Raw genomic sequence first — 15,085 nt, 5'->3', positions numbered from 1 at the left:
GAAAGAAATTCCGAAATACTCATGGTCAACCACAAAAGAAACCACGAATTGTTTATTACGCTACTTGCCAATCGACAGAAGCCGATGACTATTCTTGAGTTCGCTTAAAGACGCGTCGCAAACCACTCCGAGAGGCCAAAGAGGTTAGATCACTCCGTCGACAAACTTAGCAAGATCCTCCTTTCCAAACAAAACAAGTGACCACCATATTAGGGTTAACAATTTAAACCCACACTCTTTCCACTCAAACGAATTTAAGATTGAACATCTCTTTCAGACCGGAAAGCACGAGTGTTGGAAGCGCCGCGACAAAGAACGTTCCCAACAGATGTGAAAGAGGCAATGGAACCGTGCCCAGAACGAAATGGCCCGGAGCAGAGTAAATTGCCAACAACGATAAAACGATTGAAATGCCGACTGCGCCTAGGAGCATTGTGTTGCCAAGCGGCGACTTGCGGTAAAGTGTCGTTGTAGTTCGCGCGTCAAATACATGCCAGATTTGCGCAAATATGAGAGTCATGAAGGCAGCTGTTTGTGCGTGCTCCAGAGAGGCGCCGCGTTCGAGAAACTCTTGAAACACGTAGTAGGTCAGAAGACCCAATGCGCTGCCCCTGATCAGAATCCGCTCTTTCATTCCACCGCCAAACATGTCCTCGTCGCGCGGGCGTGGCGGACGTCTCATTAGATCAGGCTCGCTTTTTTCAAATCCCAGCGCCAGTGCTGGTAAGCCATCTGAAACTAAGTTCACCCAGAGGATCATAAGCGGTGTGATGGGAAGGAGGGGATCTGCTCCCATCAGCAGAAAAGCGAAAAGAATGGTTGTAACTTCCGCAACGTTGGCAGTCAGAGCTTGCCGGACGAATTTCAGTAGATTGTCAAAGATTCTCCGGCCCTCACGAACCGCCGTGACAATAGTCGTGAAGTTATCATCCAGAAGAATCAACGCGGCGCTGTCCTTGGCAACCTGTGTCCCGGTAATCCCCATGGCGACACCTATGTCAGCCGCGCGAAGCGCAGGCGCATCGTTCACGCCATCTCCTGTCATCGCGGCCACTTCACCATTGGTCTGAAGTGCTTTAACGATGCGAAGTTTGTGCTCGGGCGTCACGCGTGCAAATACAGCTGCGTTCTTCACAGCGCTATTTAGATCTTCATCTTTCATTTGGTCGAGCTCGGCACCCGTGAATACTGCTTGCTGTGAACCCGACAGTACGCCGATTTGCTCGGCTATAGCCTTGGCGGTGACCGCGTGATCCCCAGTAATCATAACCGTACGGATTCCGGCACTAGTGGCTTCTGCTACGGCATGCGGGACTTCTTGTCGGGGGGGATCCATAATACCATGGATACCAGCGAGCACGATTTCCTGTTCTGGGTTGTTGTGATCCAGTTCGTCTGGAGAAACTTCGCGATACGCTACCGCCAAAGTTCTGAGAGCCCGCTCGCCAAAGCTGTCAATGACATTTTCTATGTCAGCTCGTAGTTCTGGCGTTATTTGGCACTCCTCCTCGCCAATGCGGACCTTAACCGCTCGCGACAAAATTACGTCAGGCGCTCCTTTTGCAACCAAAACAGTCCGCCCGTCGGGGAGCTGTGCAAAGACGGACATCATTTTTCGTGTTGAATCAAAGGGGAAAGATTGAAGAGCCTCACTCCGACGAGCCCTCAATTCTTCGACATCAATTCCAGCCTTTGCCGCAGCGACCAGAAGCGCACCTTCAGTCGGGTTACCTTGCACTGAGGTGTCAGCGCCTTCACCAATCAGCCGGGCATCATTGCAAAAAGCAGAGATCATCAGCACAGGCCATAACGGTGTCCCCTCTTCGACCTTTGTGGCTTCGTTTTTCGAGTCCAGAAATTCCCCTGACGGGTCAAAGCCAGCGCCACTAACGTCCCAGGTTTCGCCCCCAGCCCAAATGCGCATCACCTGCATTTGGTTTTGTGTAAGAGTTCCAGTCTTGTCCGAGCAGATAACAGACGTGGCGCCTAACGTTTCCACCGAAGACAGTTTTCGCGCCAGAGCGTTATTCGAAGCCATGTTCTGAGATCCGAGCGTCAAAAGTATTGTGACGACAGTTGGTAGGCCCTCTGGAATGGCAGCTACTGACAGAGAAATTGCTGTATTTAGCATTTCAGCGAGGTCCATACCGTTGATAACGCCGATGCCAATGACGATAGCCACGACGATAAGCGCCGCGATAATAAGTACCTTCGAAAGCGCTTCGATTTTGAGCTGCAGCGGCGTCTTTGGTTCCTTAGCTGCTGACATCAGATCCGCGATATGGCCAACCTCGGTTCTCATACCAGTTCCAACTACGACGCCTTCGCCGGTTCCACCTGTGACAAGGGTACTCATGAAGCCCATGTTGAGGCGATCGGCAAGAACGACCTCCCGATCGTTGATCTTGCGATCATGTTTGTCCACAGGTTCGGACTCTCCGGTCAGTGCAGCTTCGTCGGCCTGCATTCTGCTGGCTTGAAGAAAGCGAATGTCAGCGGCGAGGATATCACCTGTTTTAACTATCAATATGTCGCCGGGAACCAGATCAGAAGCAGCGATTTGTACCTGGTCACCATCTCTTCTTACCAAAGCCTGAGGGGCCGACATCTCGCGAAGTGCGGCGAGTGATTGTTCTGCCTTGAACTCTTGCCAAAACGAGATGAAGGCATTGAAGATTGCGATCACAAAAATCGCCACGGCGTCGATCCAATGTCCAGTGAAAGCCGAAATAACCGCTCCCACCATAAGGATTATTAGAAGCGGGCTCTTAAATTGAACGAGCAGCATTTTCCACGCCGGGTCAGCCTCGGTTTCTGATAGACGGTTCAATCCGTATCGGGAGAGGCGTTCCTTTGCGGTTTCCGAGCTCAAGCCGTGTTTAGGATCTACAGCTAGTGTCTCGGTCAAAGCAGTTCTCTCGATTGCCCAAGGTGCTGTCGGAAGTGCGGCTCGGTCGTCCGTGGCATGGGAAGCATGCTGCATAGAAGCCCCTTTTCGTTACGACGTGGGTGCAAATTTTCGCGTACACGTAACGCGAATCATCGATAGTCTACTTCCTACCCTCGATTTTTCACTTTACGTTGAGCCATTTTGGCTCGCCAAAATTTGAAACGAATCTAAATACATGCTCGTTTTTTTATGTCGCTCTGCTACCAACGCGAGAGTCTACTATGTCCAAATTCAAGTTTCCTACTGCATTTACAATCCTGTTTGCTCTTATCGCTATTGTAGCGGTTCTAACTTGGGTCATTCCTGCGGGCGAATACGAACGTCAGATGAACGAAGCTCTGGGCAGCGAAGCTCCTGTTCCGGGCACTTATCACGAAGTCGAGTCTAACCCCCAAGGACTGACTTCGGTAATTCTCGCACCAATTGCGGGGATGTACGACCCTGGGCTTCTCGGAAGCTCTTCAAGTGCAGCAATTGATGTCGCTCTCTTCGTTTTGGTTATTGGCGGCTTCCTGATGGTCGTGACCAAGACTGGTGCCATCGACGCTGGCATTGGGTGGTTGCTGCTCAGGCTTGAAGGCCGCGAGATTTTAATGATTCCAATTCTGATGATTGCTTTTGCATTTGGCGGCACCAGCTATGGCATGGCTGAGGAAACATTGGCATTTTATGCTCTTATTATTCCGGTCTTTATACGTGCGGGATATGATTCACTCACCGGTGTCGCAGTGATCCTGCTAGGAGCTGGAATAGGTACTCTTGGCTCTACCTTCAACGCATTTGCGACAGTCGTCGCCTCGCAAGGCGCTGGTATTCCGTTTACCAATGGCATCGTTTTGAGGTTCATTATCCTCATACTCTGCTTGGCAGCTGGTATCGCTTTTGTCATGAGATACGCAAAGCGAGTAAAAGCCGACCCCTCTGCATCTGTGGTTGCGGATCAAGCCGAGGAAAACAGAAAGCATTTTCTTAAGGGGTCCGCCGGCGATGATGCTTTGCCAGAGTTGACACGAACCCGTTCCGTCATCCTGCTCCTGTTTGGAGTTACGTTTGCAATAATGATCTATGGTGTCGTGGTATTGGGGTGGTGGATGGCCGAGATGTCTGGCCTGTTCCTTGTTATGTCTATTATCGTCTGGTGGGTCGGAAAAACGGATGAAGGGTCCAGAATGGACGAAGGGACCTTTGTGGAAACCTTCGTTGATGGCGCGCGCGATTTGCTGGGCGTTGCCCTGATCATTGGCGTCGCGCGCGGTGTTGTCGTCATTATGGACGCGGGCAAAATCACCGACACAATATTAGCCGGAGCCGAGGGGTTTGTTTCGGGGCTGAGCGAGTTTGCTTTTATCAACGCGATGTTCGGCATTCAGGTTTTGATGTCATTCCTGGTGCCGTCCTCGTCTGGGCTGGCCACGCTTTCGATGCCGATCATGGCCCCACTTGCAGATTTCGCCGGTGTAGGCCGCGATTTGGTGGTCACAGCGTACCAATCGGCAAACGGATGGGTGAACCTATTCAACCCGACATTTGCTGTCGTCATGGGGGGGCTAGCCATTGGCCGCGTGTCTTATGACAGGTGGCTACGCTTTGTGTTCCCGCTGCTTGTAATTCTTGCAGCGATCATCTGCGCGGCACTTACCGTAGGGGCAATTACCGATCCGGGGATCGACGGGTCCACAACCGAGACTTCAGACACAACATCGAACTGAGCCGTCGCAATGACCGATCGCTCCGCTCCAGAGACGACTTCGACATCGGGTGCCCTAGGGCTGACGGCCTGTATCGCTTTGGTTGTAGGAAACATGATCGGGTCGGGAGTGTTCCTTCTACCAGCGTCACTTGCACCGTTTGGGCCAATTGCAATTGGTGGGTGGATTCTGACTTCGGCAGGGGCGCTTGTTCTTGCGATCATATTCGGAAGGCTGTCACGCGTCGTTTCGAAACCCGGTGGCCCCTATGCCTATTCGCAAGAAGCATTCGGCGACTTTGCAGGCTTCATTATTGCATGGGGGTATTGGATCGCACTTTGGACCGGGAACGCCGCAGTCGCAGTCGCGTTGGTGGGATATCTGGGATTCCTGTTCCCGATTATCATCGAAGTGCCGATGTACGGCCTCTCGACCGCATTGGTTGCAATCTGGACGCTCACCTTGGTTAACATCCGAGGGGTCGAAGGCGCTGGTTTGGTTCAGATCGTGACCACCGTTCTCAAACTCGCGCCGCTGATATTGATTGGCACATTGGGTATCTTCTGGATCAACACCGAGAACTATGTTCCGGTAAACCAAAGTGGCACCACGGCGTTTACGGCGATTTCTGCCGCGGCAGCTCTGACGCTTTGGGCCTACCTGGGCCTTGAATCTGCGACCGTTCCCTCTGGCGATGTTATCGAGCCGGAAAAGACCATTCCACGCGCCACCGTGATCGGCGTGATTATTGCGGCAAGCGTCTATATCTCAGTGACCGCCGTTTCGATGGGCGTCATTCCTGCCGAGTTGCTCGCTGTTTCCGCCGCGCCTCTGGCAGCCGTCGGTGAGGTGATGTTTGGTTCCATTGGCGGCGTCCTTGTTGCGGTGGGCGCGGTGATTTCGACCTTTGGCACTTTGAATGGCTTTACGCTGCTCAGTGGCCAGGTCCCTTACGGTGCCGCATTGGATCGCGTCTTCCCTGCAGCCTTGGGCCAAAAATCCAAATTTGGAACGCCTGCTAATGCGTTAATCCTGTCGAACGCGCTAGCCTCGGTTCTGATCATCATGAACTATGCGCAAGGGCTGGTCGCCGCATTCAACTTTGTCATTTTGCTCGCCGTTGTCGCCAGCCTGTTGCCCTATGCCATCTGCTCTGTGGCCGAGATTTTGATCCGTCTGAAAGGCGGGCAGGTCTTGCATGGCCCGGAACTGGCGAAGGTCGCCGTGCTGGGCGCGCTTGGGTTCGTTTATTCGGTCTGGGCCTTCATCGGCTCAGGCGCTGAAACTGTTTTGGTTGGCTCCGTCCTGTTGCTTATGGGCGTGCCCATCCACGTCTGGGTCCGCTGGAGCCAGGCCAATGAAATTGAAGACATTCAGAAAACGGATAGTTCGAAAGGAGAGTTGCAATGAAGCTCGGCGTTCATTCCGAGATCGGAAAGCTCAACAAGGTGATTGTCTCGCGCCCTTCACTGGCGCATGACCGACTGACACCGCGAAATTGCGAAGAGCTTTTGTTCGATGACGTGATCTGGGTCGAACAAGCTCGCAAAGACCACGCCGAGTTCTGCTCGCTCATGCGCGAACGCGGGGTCGAGGTTTATGACATTCAGGATCTTTTGGCTGAAGTGCTTACTGATAGTAGCGCTAGATCTTTCATGCTTGATCGATTGATCATTCCAAAAATTGTTGGCCTTGGCGTGTCTGTTGAGATGAGGGCTTGGTTGGACGAGATGAAAGCCGCGGATCTCGCGCGCCACATGCTTGGGGGTATCATATTCGCGGAATTGCCCAAGGGAACCATTGACCCAAAATTCGACGATTTGATCACCCAGAGTGAGTTCGTATTGCCCGCTGTGCCTAACGCCCTTTTCCAACGCGATCCTTCGTGTTGGATATTCAACGGTGTGACAACGAACCCGATGTTTTGGCCCGCTCGCAAACCTGAGACCTTAATGATGCGTGCGGTGTATAAATTCCATCCGATGTTTAAGGAAGCCGAGTTTGATATCTGGTGGGGCGACAGCGATGAGGATTTTGCCAATGCCTCAGTCGAAGGCGGTGACGTGCAGCCTGTAGGTAAAGGAACTGTGTTTATCGGAATGGGTGAACGAACGACGAGTCAAGCCGTTACCCTTCTCGCGCAGGCACTATTCGAGAAAGGCGGGGCAGAGAGAGTAGTCGCCTGCGCGATGCCAAAAAGCCGCGCGGCCATGCATCTGGATACCGTCTTCACTTGTCTTGACCACGACAAAGTGACTGCATTCACGGAAGTAGCGGATCAGATCACTTGCATATCGCTGCGCCCGGACGACAAGAAACTGTTTGATGCAAGGGTCGAAGAAGGTCACCTGTTCGACGTTTACAAGGAAGCCCTGGGGCTGAACTCACTTGAAGTCATCTCGACCGGTGGCAACGAGTTCCAGGCCGAGCGCGAACAATGGGATGATGGCAACAACGTTGTGGCCCTCTCGCCGGGTGTTGTCGTCGGCTATGCGCGTAATACGTTCACGAACGGAAAGATGCGCGCAGCTGGCGTCGAAGTGATCGAAATCTCAGGTCAGGAACTGGGACGCGGTCGTGGTGGCGGCCATTGTATGACCTGCCCGATCGACCGCGACCCCGCCTATTGAATTTACTATGGGTGCAGCCGCCTGCGCCCTTTGATTTTTGTTAGGGAGAGACAAAATGGCATTCAATCTAAAAGGCCGTAGCTATCTGAAAATCGCCGATTTCAGCCAGCGTGAAATGTTGTACTTGCTGGATCTGGCCCGTGACCTTAAACGCGCGAAATACGCCCGCGCCGAACAGCCGTCGCTGACCGGCAAGAACATCTGTTTGATCTTCGAAAAAACGTCGACCCGTACCCGGTGCGCCTTTGAAGTGGCCGCCTATGATCAGGGTGCCAACATCACCTATCTCGATCCATCGGGCTCGCAGATCGGGCATAAGGAATCGATGAAGGACACGGCTCGCGTATTGGGACGCATGTTCGACGGGATAGAATTTCGTGGTGCGGGCCAGGACATGGTTGAGACTCTGTCAGATTATGCCGGTGTCCCGGTATACAACGGCCTGACCGACGACTGGCATCCGACCCAGATGCTCGCGGACATGCAGACCATGATCGAACACGCCGACAAACCCCGCAAGGACATCGTCTATGCCTATTCGGGCGACTGTCGGTCGAACATGGGCAACTCGCTTCTGATGTTAGGCGCGATCATGGGTTGCGATGTGCGGATGATTTCTCCGAAAGAAACGCAACCCCATGACGATGTGCGTGAACTGGCTAGGGAACGCGCCGCAAAATCGGGTGCGCGGTTGACGATCACGCATGACACCTCGGCCGTGGAAGGCGCGGACTTCATCCACACCGATGTCTGGGTGTCCATGGGTGAACCGAAAGAGGTCTGGGCCGAGCGGATCAAGCTGCTGAGTCCTTATCAGGTCAACATGGATCTGATGAAGAAAACCGGAAATCCGGGCGTCAAGTTCATGCACTGCCTGCCTGCCTTCCACAATCTGGAAACCAAGGTTGGACAGGACATTTACGAACAATTCGGCATCACCGAGATGGAAGTAACCGAGGATGTTTTCGAAAGCGATATGAACATCGCATTCGAGCAAGCCGAAAACCGGATGCACACCATCAAGGCGATCCTCGTCGCGACATTGGGAGCCTGATCATGGGACGCGTTGTTGTAGCACTTGGCGGCAACGCGCTTCTCAAACGGGGTGAGGCTATGACGGCGGACAATCAACGCAGGAATGCGAAGATTGCCGCCAAAGCCCTCGCCCCGCTCTGCGAAGCGCACGAAACCGTCATCACTCATGGCAATGGTCCGCAGGTCGGGATGCTAGCCCTGCAAGAGATTACGTATACGGATGTCGAGGAGTACCCGCTGGACGTCCTCGTCGGCGAAACGATGGGCATGATCGGCTACATGATCGAGCAGGAGCTTGGGAATATCCTGCCCTTCGAGCATCACATCACCACCCTGTTGACCATGATCGAGGTCGACCCCAGCGACCCAGCCTTCGACAACCCGACCAAGTTCATCGGGCAGGTTTACTCCGAAGCGGACGCCAAGAAAGAGGCGGCTGACAAGGGCTGGACGGTGAAACCGGATGGCGAGTACTGGCGACGCGTTGTGCCATCGCCCCGCCCGAAACGTATCTTTCAGGTCGAACCAATCCGTTGGATGTTGGAAAAAGGCGCGACAGTGATCGCTGCCGGCGGCGGTGGTATTCCGACAATGTACGAGGCAGGAGCTGAACGGAAACTGGTCGGTGTCGAGGCTGTCATCGACAAGGACTTTGCCTCTTGTCTTCTGGCGCAGAACCTTGGCGCGGATTTCTTTGTTATTGCTACGGATGCAGAGGCCGTGTTCCTTAACTGGGGAACGCCTGAACAAAAGGGTATTCGATCGATCACTCCGGATGCGTTGGATGAATATGATTTTCCTGCAGGATCGATGGGGCCAAAGGTTCAAGCCGCGCAAGATTTTGCGCGATCAACGGGCGGCCGAGCGATCATTTGCGCCCTAGCCGATGTTCCCGCAGCAGTTCGCGGTGAAAAAGGAACTACGGTTTCTGAAAGCGCGGGAGAGACCAGGTTTCATTGATACAATGGGCCCAAAGAAAAATTGTTTTAAAGCCCTCTCTGATGTGGACAATACTCTCTGAGCTGGCCCACCGAATTGCTTTCTTTTGACTGCCCTTTTCGTCTTGTCGGCTGGCACTTAATTTTTGCCATGAACCCAACAAGAAGCGGCGTCGACTGACGCTTTTAACTCCAGTGAATGATACTGGTTCGAAGGGAGTTCACGTTTCTTCAAACCGTTGGCATCGTTTGTCGGGATATGGAACGAGCTCTGTAAGAGCATTTGACATCTAGAACATACCAAGCACAACTCACTTCGCTATTTAACCGGTCCACGCCGGCATGAAATGCACAAATAATGAAGTGAGCTTTTCAGTTGAATTGGGTTTTGACAAGGGCCGTAAGGCGGACTGAGAGGCAAAGTGATACGTGTCTTTAACCCAAGACAATAGCAATGCAAGAAGTCCGCAAAATACGAAAAGCGTTGCTACAATCGCAGGAGCCCTATCAAGATCATATTTGGCAGGCTTAAAACCGGGGAGGCGGCTTAAAGCGATACGACCGGTGTCCGACGACGTTCTGCTACGCTATCACTTTGGCTGCAACAGTCATTTACAGGCCACCAAATTTCATGAAACCACCCCCTATGGTAGGTTCGAGACGAACAATTGGATAATAAAAGCATTAGCAATATCTACAAAGAAAGCCGAAACTAGCGGCAGCACAATGAAGGCAAGCGGAGATGGGCCATACTTATGCGTAACAGCCGTCATGTTTGCGATGGCCGTTGGGGTAGCTCCAAGAGCGAAACCTGCGAAACCCGCTGACATGACGCCAGCAAAATAGTTTCGCCCCATGGTTCGATAGACAACGAATATGATGAAAGCAGCCGCAGCCGCAGCTTGAAGCGTCATAGTGATGGCTAAAACACCAGCGGAACCCGCCAAAGTCCAAAGTTGCATACTCATTAGAGACATTGAAAGAAACACCGCTAGCGAGAAGTCTTGCAATAGTTGTAAGGAGGCGGTCCCCGTTGGCGTCTTGATCTTTGGAAAAACTCTGGGCGTCAGGTTTGCAAGTAAAATGCCAGAAAGAAGGCATGGCACAAAGAGCGGTAAGTTTGCTCCGGTTAATTCCAGCGATTCATCTGCTATGTAACCAATCACAATCGCTACATGTGTCCAAAGAATAGCTCTCATCATTCCAGGATTCGTCGGGCCACCGTTTAGATCGGTAGGAGCTGTCACCTCAAAAGCCTTTTCCTTGGCACTGGAAATCGCCGTTTTCTCTTTCGCGCTTGGTTCGAGCCGGTCGCGCGCAATTAAGTAGCTGGCGATTGGTCCTCCAATTAGGCTCGCCATGATCAATCCGATTGTGGCCGCAGCTATTCCGAGTTCCGCCGCGCCCGCCACAGCGTATTGTTCTTCCACCACTGGGCCCCACGCTATCGCTGTTCCGTGACCACCAATCAGAGACGTTGTCCCCATCATCACACCAGCTTGAGAGGGCAACCCGAACAGCGAAGCACCAAGAACGCCTATTCCGTTCTGGACAAACATGTACCCAATTGTAAGGACAAGCATAACGCCCAGTAGAGGTCCTCCTTTAACTAGGTCCGAAAACCTAGCGTTCAGCCCAATGGTGGTAAAGAAATAGATCAATAATGAGTCACGCGAGGCCAGATCATAGATCACTTCACGCCCTGTCATAGTCACAACGCCTAACGTTACAAGTGCCGCCAGCAAGCCCCCCGAAACCGGTTCTGGGATCGAGTACTTGCGCAGCAACTCAAAGCGCTCTGTCAGCCTTGAACCTAGAAAGTACACGACGATGCCCAGCGTCACAGCAATAAAACTATCCACCACTATTGGTTCTACCATGAGCTTTCTCCTAACTTCGCAGCACAACAAATCAATCAAGAAACAAGCCGAACACGTGCACCCAGAAGATATGGTCAAACGTTAGAGTACTTTTAAACAGCGGTGCAACAGGACAACAAAAGTTGAATATGAAATTAAAACGGTGTTCGCAGATTGGTCTTCCTAAAATGCGGGTGAGCCGGTCTAGTTCACCTGGGGGTCAACTGAACGCCCGCAAAAGGCTCGTACCGGTTAGTGCTATCCGTTCAAGCGCAATGCCAAAGAGGATGTATTCTTTCCACTTTAAAATGAGATGTGCAATGAAACGATCCTACTGCTATGTTTGGTTTCGAAAAAACATGCGAACCGGGTACCAAGCAATTAAACTCAGAGGGGTTATCAACTTGAAAAAACTCAATAAATACGCCATTGGTATCGTCTTACTCGCCTTTACTGGTAATTGCGCAACCGCAGAAGGAAACACATATTCTTACGTTTTTCTTGGTGAAGAGACAGTCCTAAACGACATTGAAAACTGTGTATTTGAAATCATGAAACAAGGTGTCGAAGTAGACAAAAACGAAAGCCAAATATTCCATGAGTTAGCACAAGGGATAGTCCTTGTTTATGCGCAAAAATATGTTGGCTTCAAAACCACTGAGCTACCCCCCGAAAATCGGACACTGACGTAAGCTATGATTTGTTGTCTGCTGGTCTTCGACGAAGAGGAGATCAGAGATGTCGAAACGGAAGCAGCATTCGCCGGAATTCAAGGCGAAGGTGGCGCTTGAGGCGCTGAAGGGCGAACAGACGGTGGCCGAGCTGGCGAGCCGGTTCGGGGTTCATCCGACGATGATCCATGCCTGGAAGAAGGCGCTGCTGGAAGGCGCATCCGGCGTGTTCGAGCGCGGTAGCGCCAAGAAGCCCGAGATTGACGAAGAGCAGTTGAAAGAGCTGCACGCCAAGATCGGGGAGCTGGCCGTGGCCAACGATTTTTTGTCACGAAAGCTCAAACCTTGGGGCATGAAGTGAGGCGGGGTATGATCGAACCGGACAACCCCGACCTGTCGATCGGCAAGCAGTGCAGGCTGCTGTCGATCTCGCGGTCGTCGTTCTACTACGCGCCCAAGGGCGAGACGGCGATGAACCTGATGCTCATGCGCCAAATTGATGAACAATTCCTTGAGACGCCGTTCTTCGGCGTCCGGCAGATGACCTGGCACCTGCGCAACGAAGGCCATCTGGTCAATGAAAAGCGCATCCGCCGGCTCATGCGGCTGATGGGCCTGATGCCGATCTATCAGAAGCCCAGCACCAGCAAGGCGGCGAAGGGGCGCAAGACGTATCCATATCTGCTGCGCGGTTTGCGGGTGGATCGGCCCAACCAGGTCTGGGCCGCCGACATCACCTATCTGCCGATGCGGCGGGGGTTCCTCTATCTTGTGGCGATCATGGACTGGCACACGCGCAAGGTGCTGGCCTGGCGCATCTCGAATACGCTGGAGGCCGACTTCTGTGTCGAGGCGCTGACCGAGGCCATCGCCAGGTTCGGCCCGCCCGAGATCATGAACACCGACCAGGGCAGCCAGTTCACGTCTTTTGCCTGGACTGACCGGCTGCGCCGATCCTGCGTGCGCATCTCGATGGACGGCAAGGGCCGTTTCCTCGACAACATCTTTGTCGAGCGCCTCTGGCGGAGCCTGAAATACGAATGCGTCTACCTGCACGCATGGGAGACCGGATCAGAGGCCAGGACCGGTGTCGGCAAGTGGATCGAGTTCTACAACCGCAAGCGCCCCCATTCCGCCCTTGGCGGCAAACCCCCAGCCGTGGTCTACTGGCTGAGAAAAGACGTAACCCAACCCGGTCAGCAGGAGCAAAGAGTAGCTTAAATCACGCTGGAAACTGTCCAAACATTGGGGAGTAGCTCACACTGGGAAAATACCAGCATCATACACCGAGGAAGAAGCCGAGATATTGCTTTCAGGTGAAATCGACGATTTTTTCGATCACTGCTTTGAGTAAATTTGAAATGACCAGCTAAAAACACAAGAACCCGGCTGTTGTCCGCTCCCGCAAACTAGATGTATATTTGAATACAACAACCGGCATTGGAACAACTTAGTTAATCTGTGCCTATGATTTTCAGTTGCAGCGGGAGCCTTCTCAATGTCGAATAAGACAACTCGTTTGCTGCCATACTTTTTTGTTTTTTTTGCCTTCTTGAGCTTCAACGCAGCCTTTGCTCAATCCGCGGAATTAGCGGAGCAACGATTAGATTGGCTCCAACTGGGCATGGGGCTCTTTGGCGGCTTGGCGCTATTTTTGGCAGGGTTAGACCTTTTATCTGAGGGTCTGAAGAAGGCTGCTGGAAACACTCTCAGAGATGTCCTTCAAAAGCTTACTGTGAACCGATTCATGGGCGCTGCGACTGGTGCTTTTGTCACCGGTATTCTTAATTCCTCTTCTGTTACAACAGTACTTGTTGTGGGCTTCGTTACAGCCGGCGTCATGACGTTGGCGCAATCCGTCGGCGTTATCATGGGAGCAAATATTGGCAGCACTGTCACTGCGCAGTTACTTGCATTTGACCTTTCTGCGTATTCTCTGATTGCAGTTGCTCTTGGCTTTTTTATGACGTTTGGGAGCAAGAACGAGCGCCCCAAGTACATAGGTATGATGATAATGGGCCTCGGATTGGTTTTCTACGGAATGGGTCTGATGAGTGATGGCATGAAGCCTTTGCGCAGCTACGAACCCTTTCTGGAAATCCTCGCTAGCATGGAACAGCCACTATTTGGTATTTTGGCGGGCGCTCTATTCACTGGGTTGGTTCAATCCTCCGCTGCCACTGTTGGTATCGCCATCGCGATGGCAAGCGAAGGATTGCTGTCTCTTCAGGCTGGGATAGTCTTGGCTTTGGGTGCAAATATCGGGACCTGTGTCACCGCTTTGCTTGCGGCACTTGGTAAGCCAGTCGAAGCCGTTCGCGCGTCCGTTGTCCATGTCTTGTTCAATATTGCCGGTGTTCTAATTTGGCTTCCGTTTCTAGGAATACTTGCTGACATAGCCGTAAATGTTTCGCCCGCCGCCGCGGACAGTCTAATTGGAAAAGACAAACTTGCAGCAGAGGTTCCTCGGCAGATCGCAAATGCCAACACCATTTTCAATGTCCTCAACACTATAATTTTTATAGGTTTCGCAACGGCCTTCGCACGTCTCGCGGAAAGACTGGTCCCAGAACGGCCTGAGCCAAAAGAAAAAATCATCCAACCCGAGTTCCTTGATGATGGAGCTCTGGAAGCGCCAACGATTGCTCTTGAAAACGCAAGAAGAGAGATTGAGCGGGTTGGGCACATCGCCTTGGAAATGATGGACACCTTGGGTGAGGGAGCTGAACATCACGATAGAGATGCGTTAGACGCGGTCGCAAGACGAGACGATGAAGTGGATATTCTAACTTCGGAAATCATGAAATATCTCGGTCGCCTTCTGCAAAGTTCACTCACGGAAAGTGAAAGCGAAACACATCACAAACTTGTCGCAGCGATTATGAATATTGAGAGTACAGCTGACATCGTCGAAACGGACATGGTGGAGTTGATCAAGAACTTCATCGATGGCGACTATGCCGAAAGTAGCGAAACAACCAGAGATATGGTGCAGGGTCTTTGGAAATGTGTAAGAGAGAGCTTAGAGCTCGCAGTTCGCGCTGTTGGCAACAAAGACGAACGTTCCGCTCAAGAAGTACTATTGCTCAAAGACGATATTCGAACTCTTTCCGACCAGTTGTTCGAAAGACACGCAAAGCGACTGAACATCGACGAACCCCGATATTTAGAGCGCGTTCGATTGCTAATGACATTTATCGAGCAATTGCGCCACATGTATACACTGACCAAACGCGTCGCAAAAACACAACTTCCAATCGAAGTCGCCACAGACGCAACATAAGCTGTTTGCACGTTGAATAGCAGAACCATCA

Annotated in this window: 10 protein-coding genes; 8 read left to right on the top strand and 2 right to left on the bottom strand. The window is 52.2% G+C overall.

The genetic code is table 11. From position 1 onward, the window contains the following. Window positions 1-244: 244 nt before the first annotated feature. Window positions 245-2,908: a cation-translocating P-type ATPase gene (locus GS605_RS01260; RefSeq protein ID WP_245223188.1), complete on the bottom strand. Its 2,664-nt coding sequence runs from the start codon at window positions 2,906-2,908 to the stop codon at window positions 245-247. Between the two features lie 263 nt (window positions 2,909-3,171). Between GS605_RS01260 and GS605_RS01255 the strand changes: the two genes are divergently transcribed. Genes GS605_RS01255 through arcC form a run of 5 tightly spaced genes read left to right on the top strand, consistent with a single transcriptional unit; the run spans window position 3,172 to window position 9,263 of the window. Continuing rightward, a complete protein-coding gene (locus GS605_RS01255; protein ID WP_171235737.1) occupies window positions 3,172-4,659 on the top strand; it encodes a YfcC family protein in 1,488 nt (495 codons plus the stop codon). A 9-nt stretch (window positions 4,660-4,668) separates the two neighbouring features. Further along, complete coding sequence (locus GS605_RS01250) at window positions 4,669-6,048, top strand: amino acid permease (RefSeq protein ID WP_171235736.1); 1,380 nt, start codon at window positions 4,669-4,671, stop codon at window positions 6,046-6,048. Further along, entirely contained in the window at window positions 6,045-7,268 is a 1,224-nt protein-coding gene (locus tag GS605_RS01245) for an arginine deiminase (RefSeq protein ID WP_171230806.1), read from the top strand. Before GS605_RS01250 ends, GS605_RS01245 begins: the two co-directional genes overlap by 4 nt. 55 nt (window positions 7,269-7,323) lie before the next feature. Beyond that, window positions 7,324-8,322, top strand: a complete 999-nt coding sequence (gene argF / locus GS605_RS01240; RefSeq protein WP_171235735.1) for an ornithine carbamoyltransferase — start codon at window positions 7,324-7,326, stop codon at window positions 8,320-8,322. 2 nt (window positions 8,323-8,324) lie between these two features. Next, entirely contained in the window at window positions 8,325-9,263 is a 939-nt protein-coding gene (gene arcC, locus GS605_RS01235) for a carbamate kinase (RefSeq protein ID WP_171235734.1), read from the top strand. Window positions 9,264-9,885: 622 nt separating this feature from the next. Here arcC and gltS read toward each other — a convergent pair. Then, a complete protein-coding gene (gltS, locus tag GS605_RS01230) occupies window positions 9,886-11,121 on the bottom strand; it encodes a sodium/glutamate symporter (protein WP_171722833.1) in 1,236 nt (411 codons plus the stop codon). Between the two features lie 299 nt (window positions 11,122-11,420). On the opposite strand from gltS, the gene GS605_RS01225 reads away from it, so the two are divergent. From GS605_RS01225 to GS605_RS01215, 3 genes are all read left to right on the top strand, one after another. Continuing rightward, window positions 11,421-11,792: a hypothetical protein gene (locus tag GS605_RS01225; RefSeq protein WP_171722832.1), complete on the top strand. Its 372-nt coding sequence runs from the start codon at window positions 11,421-11,423 to the stop codon at window positions 11,790-11,792. A 46-nt stretch (window positions 11,793-11,838) separates the two neighbouring features. Next, window positions 11,839-12,992 (top strand): IS3 family transposase gene (locus GS605_RS01220; RefSeq protein ID WP_371807718.1). Its coding sequence is split into 2 segments (ribosomal slippage): window positions 11,839-12,106 and window positions 12,106-12,992, totalling 1,155 coding nucleotides; the frame shifts between segments, so codons are not numbered across the junction. A gap of 277 nt (window positions 12,993-13,269) precedes the next feature. Continuing rightward, a complete protein-coding gene (locus GS605_RS01215; RefSeq protein WP_171235731.1) occupies window positions 13,270-15,054 on the top strand; it encodes a Na/Pi cotransporter family protein in 1,785 nt (594 codons plus the stop codon). Window positions 15,055-15,085: the final 31 nt, after the last annotated feature.

The sequence above is a fragment of the Ruegeria sp. HKCCD7559 genome (assembly GCF_013110575.1).
Taxonomy (GTDB): Bacteria; Pseudomonadota; Alphaproteobacteria; order Rhodobacterales; family Rhodobacteraceae; genus Ruegeria.
This window is presented reverse-complemented; position numbering and strand designations above follow the sequence as displayed.

Excerpts from the sequence above, each read along its gene's own strand:
- arcC (WP_171235734.1), top strand. The coding sequence starts at position 8,325 with ATGGGACGCGTTGTTGTAGCACTTGGCGGCAACGCGCTTCTCAAACGG.
- GS605_RS01215 (WP_171235731.1), top strand. The coding sequence starts at position 13,270 with ATGTCGAATAAGACAACTCGTTTGCTGCCATACTTTTTTGTTTTTTTT.
- GS605_RS01255 (WP_171235737.1), top strand. The coding sequence starts at position 3,172 with ATGTCCAAATTCAAGTTTCCTACTGCATTTACAATCCTGTTTGCTCTT.
- GS605_RS01245 (WP_171230806.1), top strand. The coding sequence starts at position 6,045 with ATGAAGCTCGGCGTTCATTCCGAGATCGGAAAGCTCAACAAGGTGATT.
- argF (WP_171235735.1), top strand. The coding sequence starts at position 7,324 with ATGGCATTCAATCTAAAAGGCCGTAGCTATCTGAAAATCGCCGATTTC.
- gltS (WP_171722833.1), bottom strand. The coding sequence starts at position 11,121 with ATGGTAGAACCAATAGTGGTGGATAGTTTTATTGCTGTGACGCTGGGC.
- GS605_RS01250 (WP_171235736.1), top strand. The coding sequence starts at position 4,669 with ATGACCGATCGCTCCGCTCCAGAGACGACTTCGACATCGGGTGCCCTA.
- GS605_RS01225 (WP_171722832.1), top strand. The coding sequence starts at position 11,421 with ATGAAACGATCCTACTGCTATGTTTGGTTTCGAAAAAACATGCGAACC.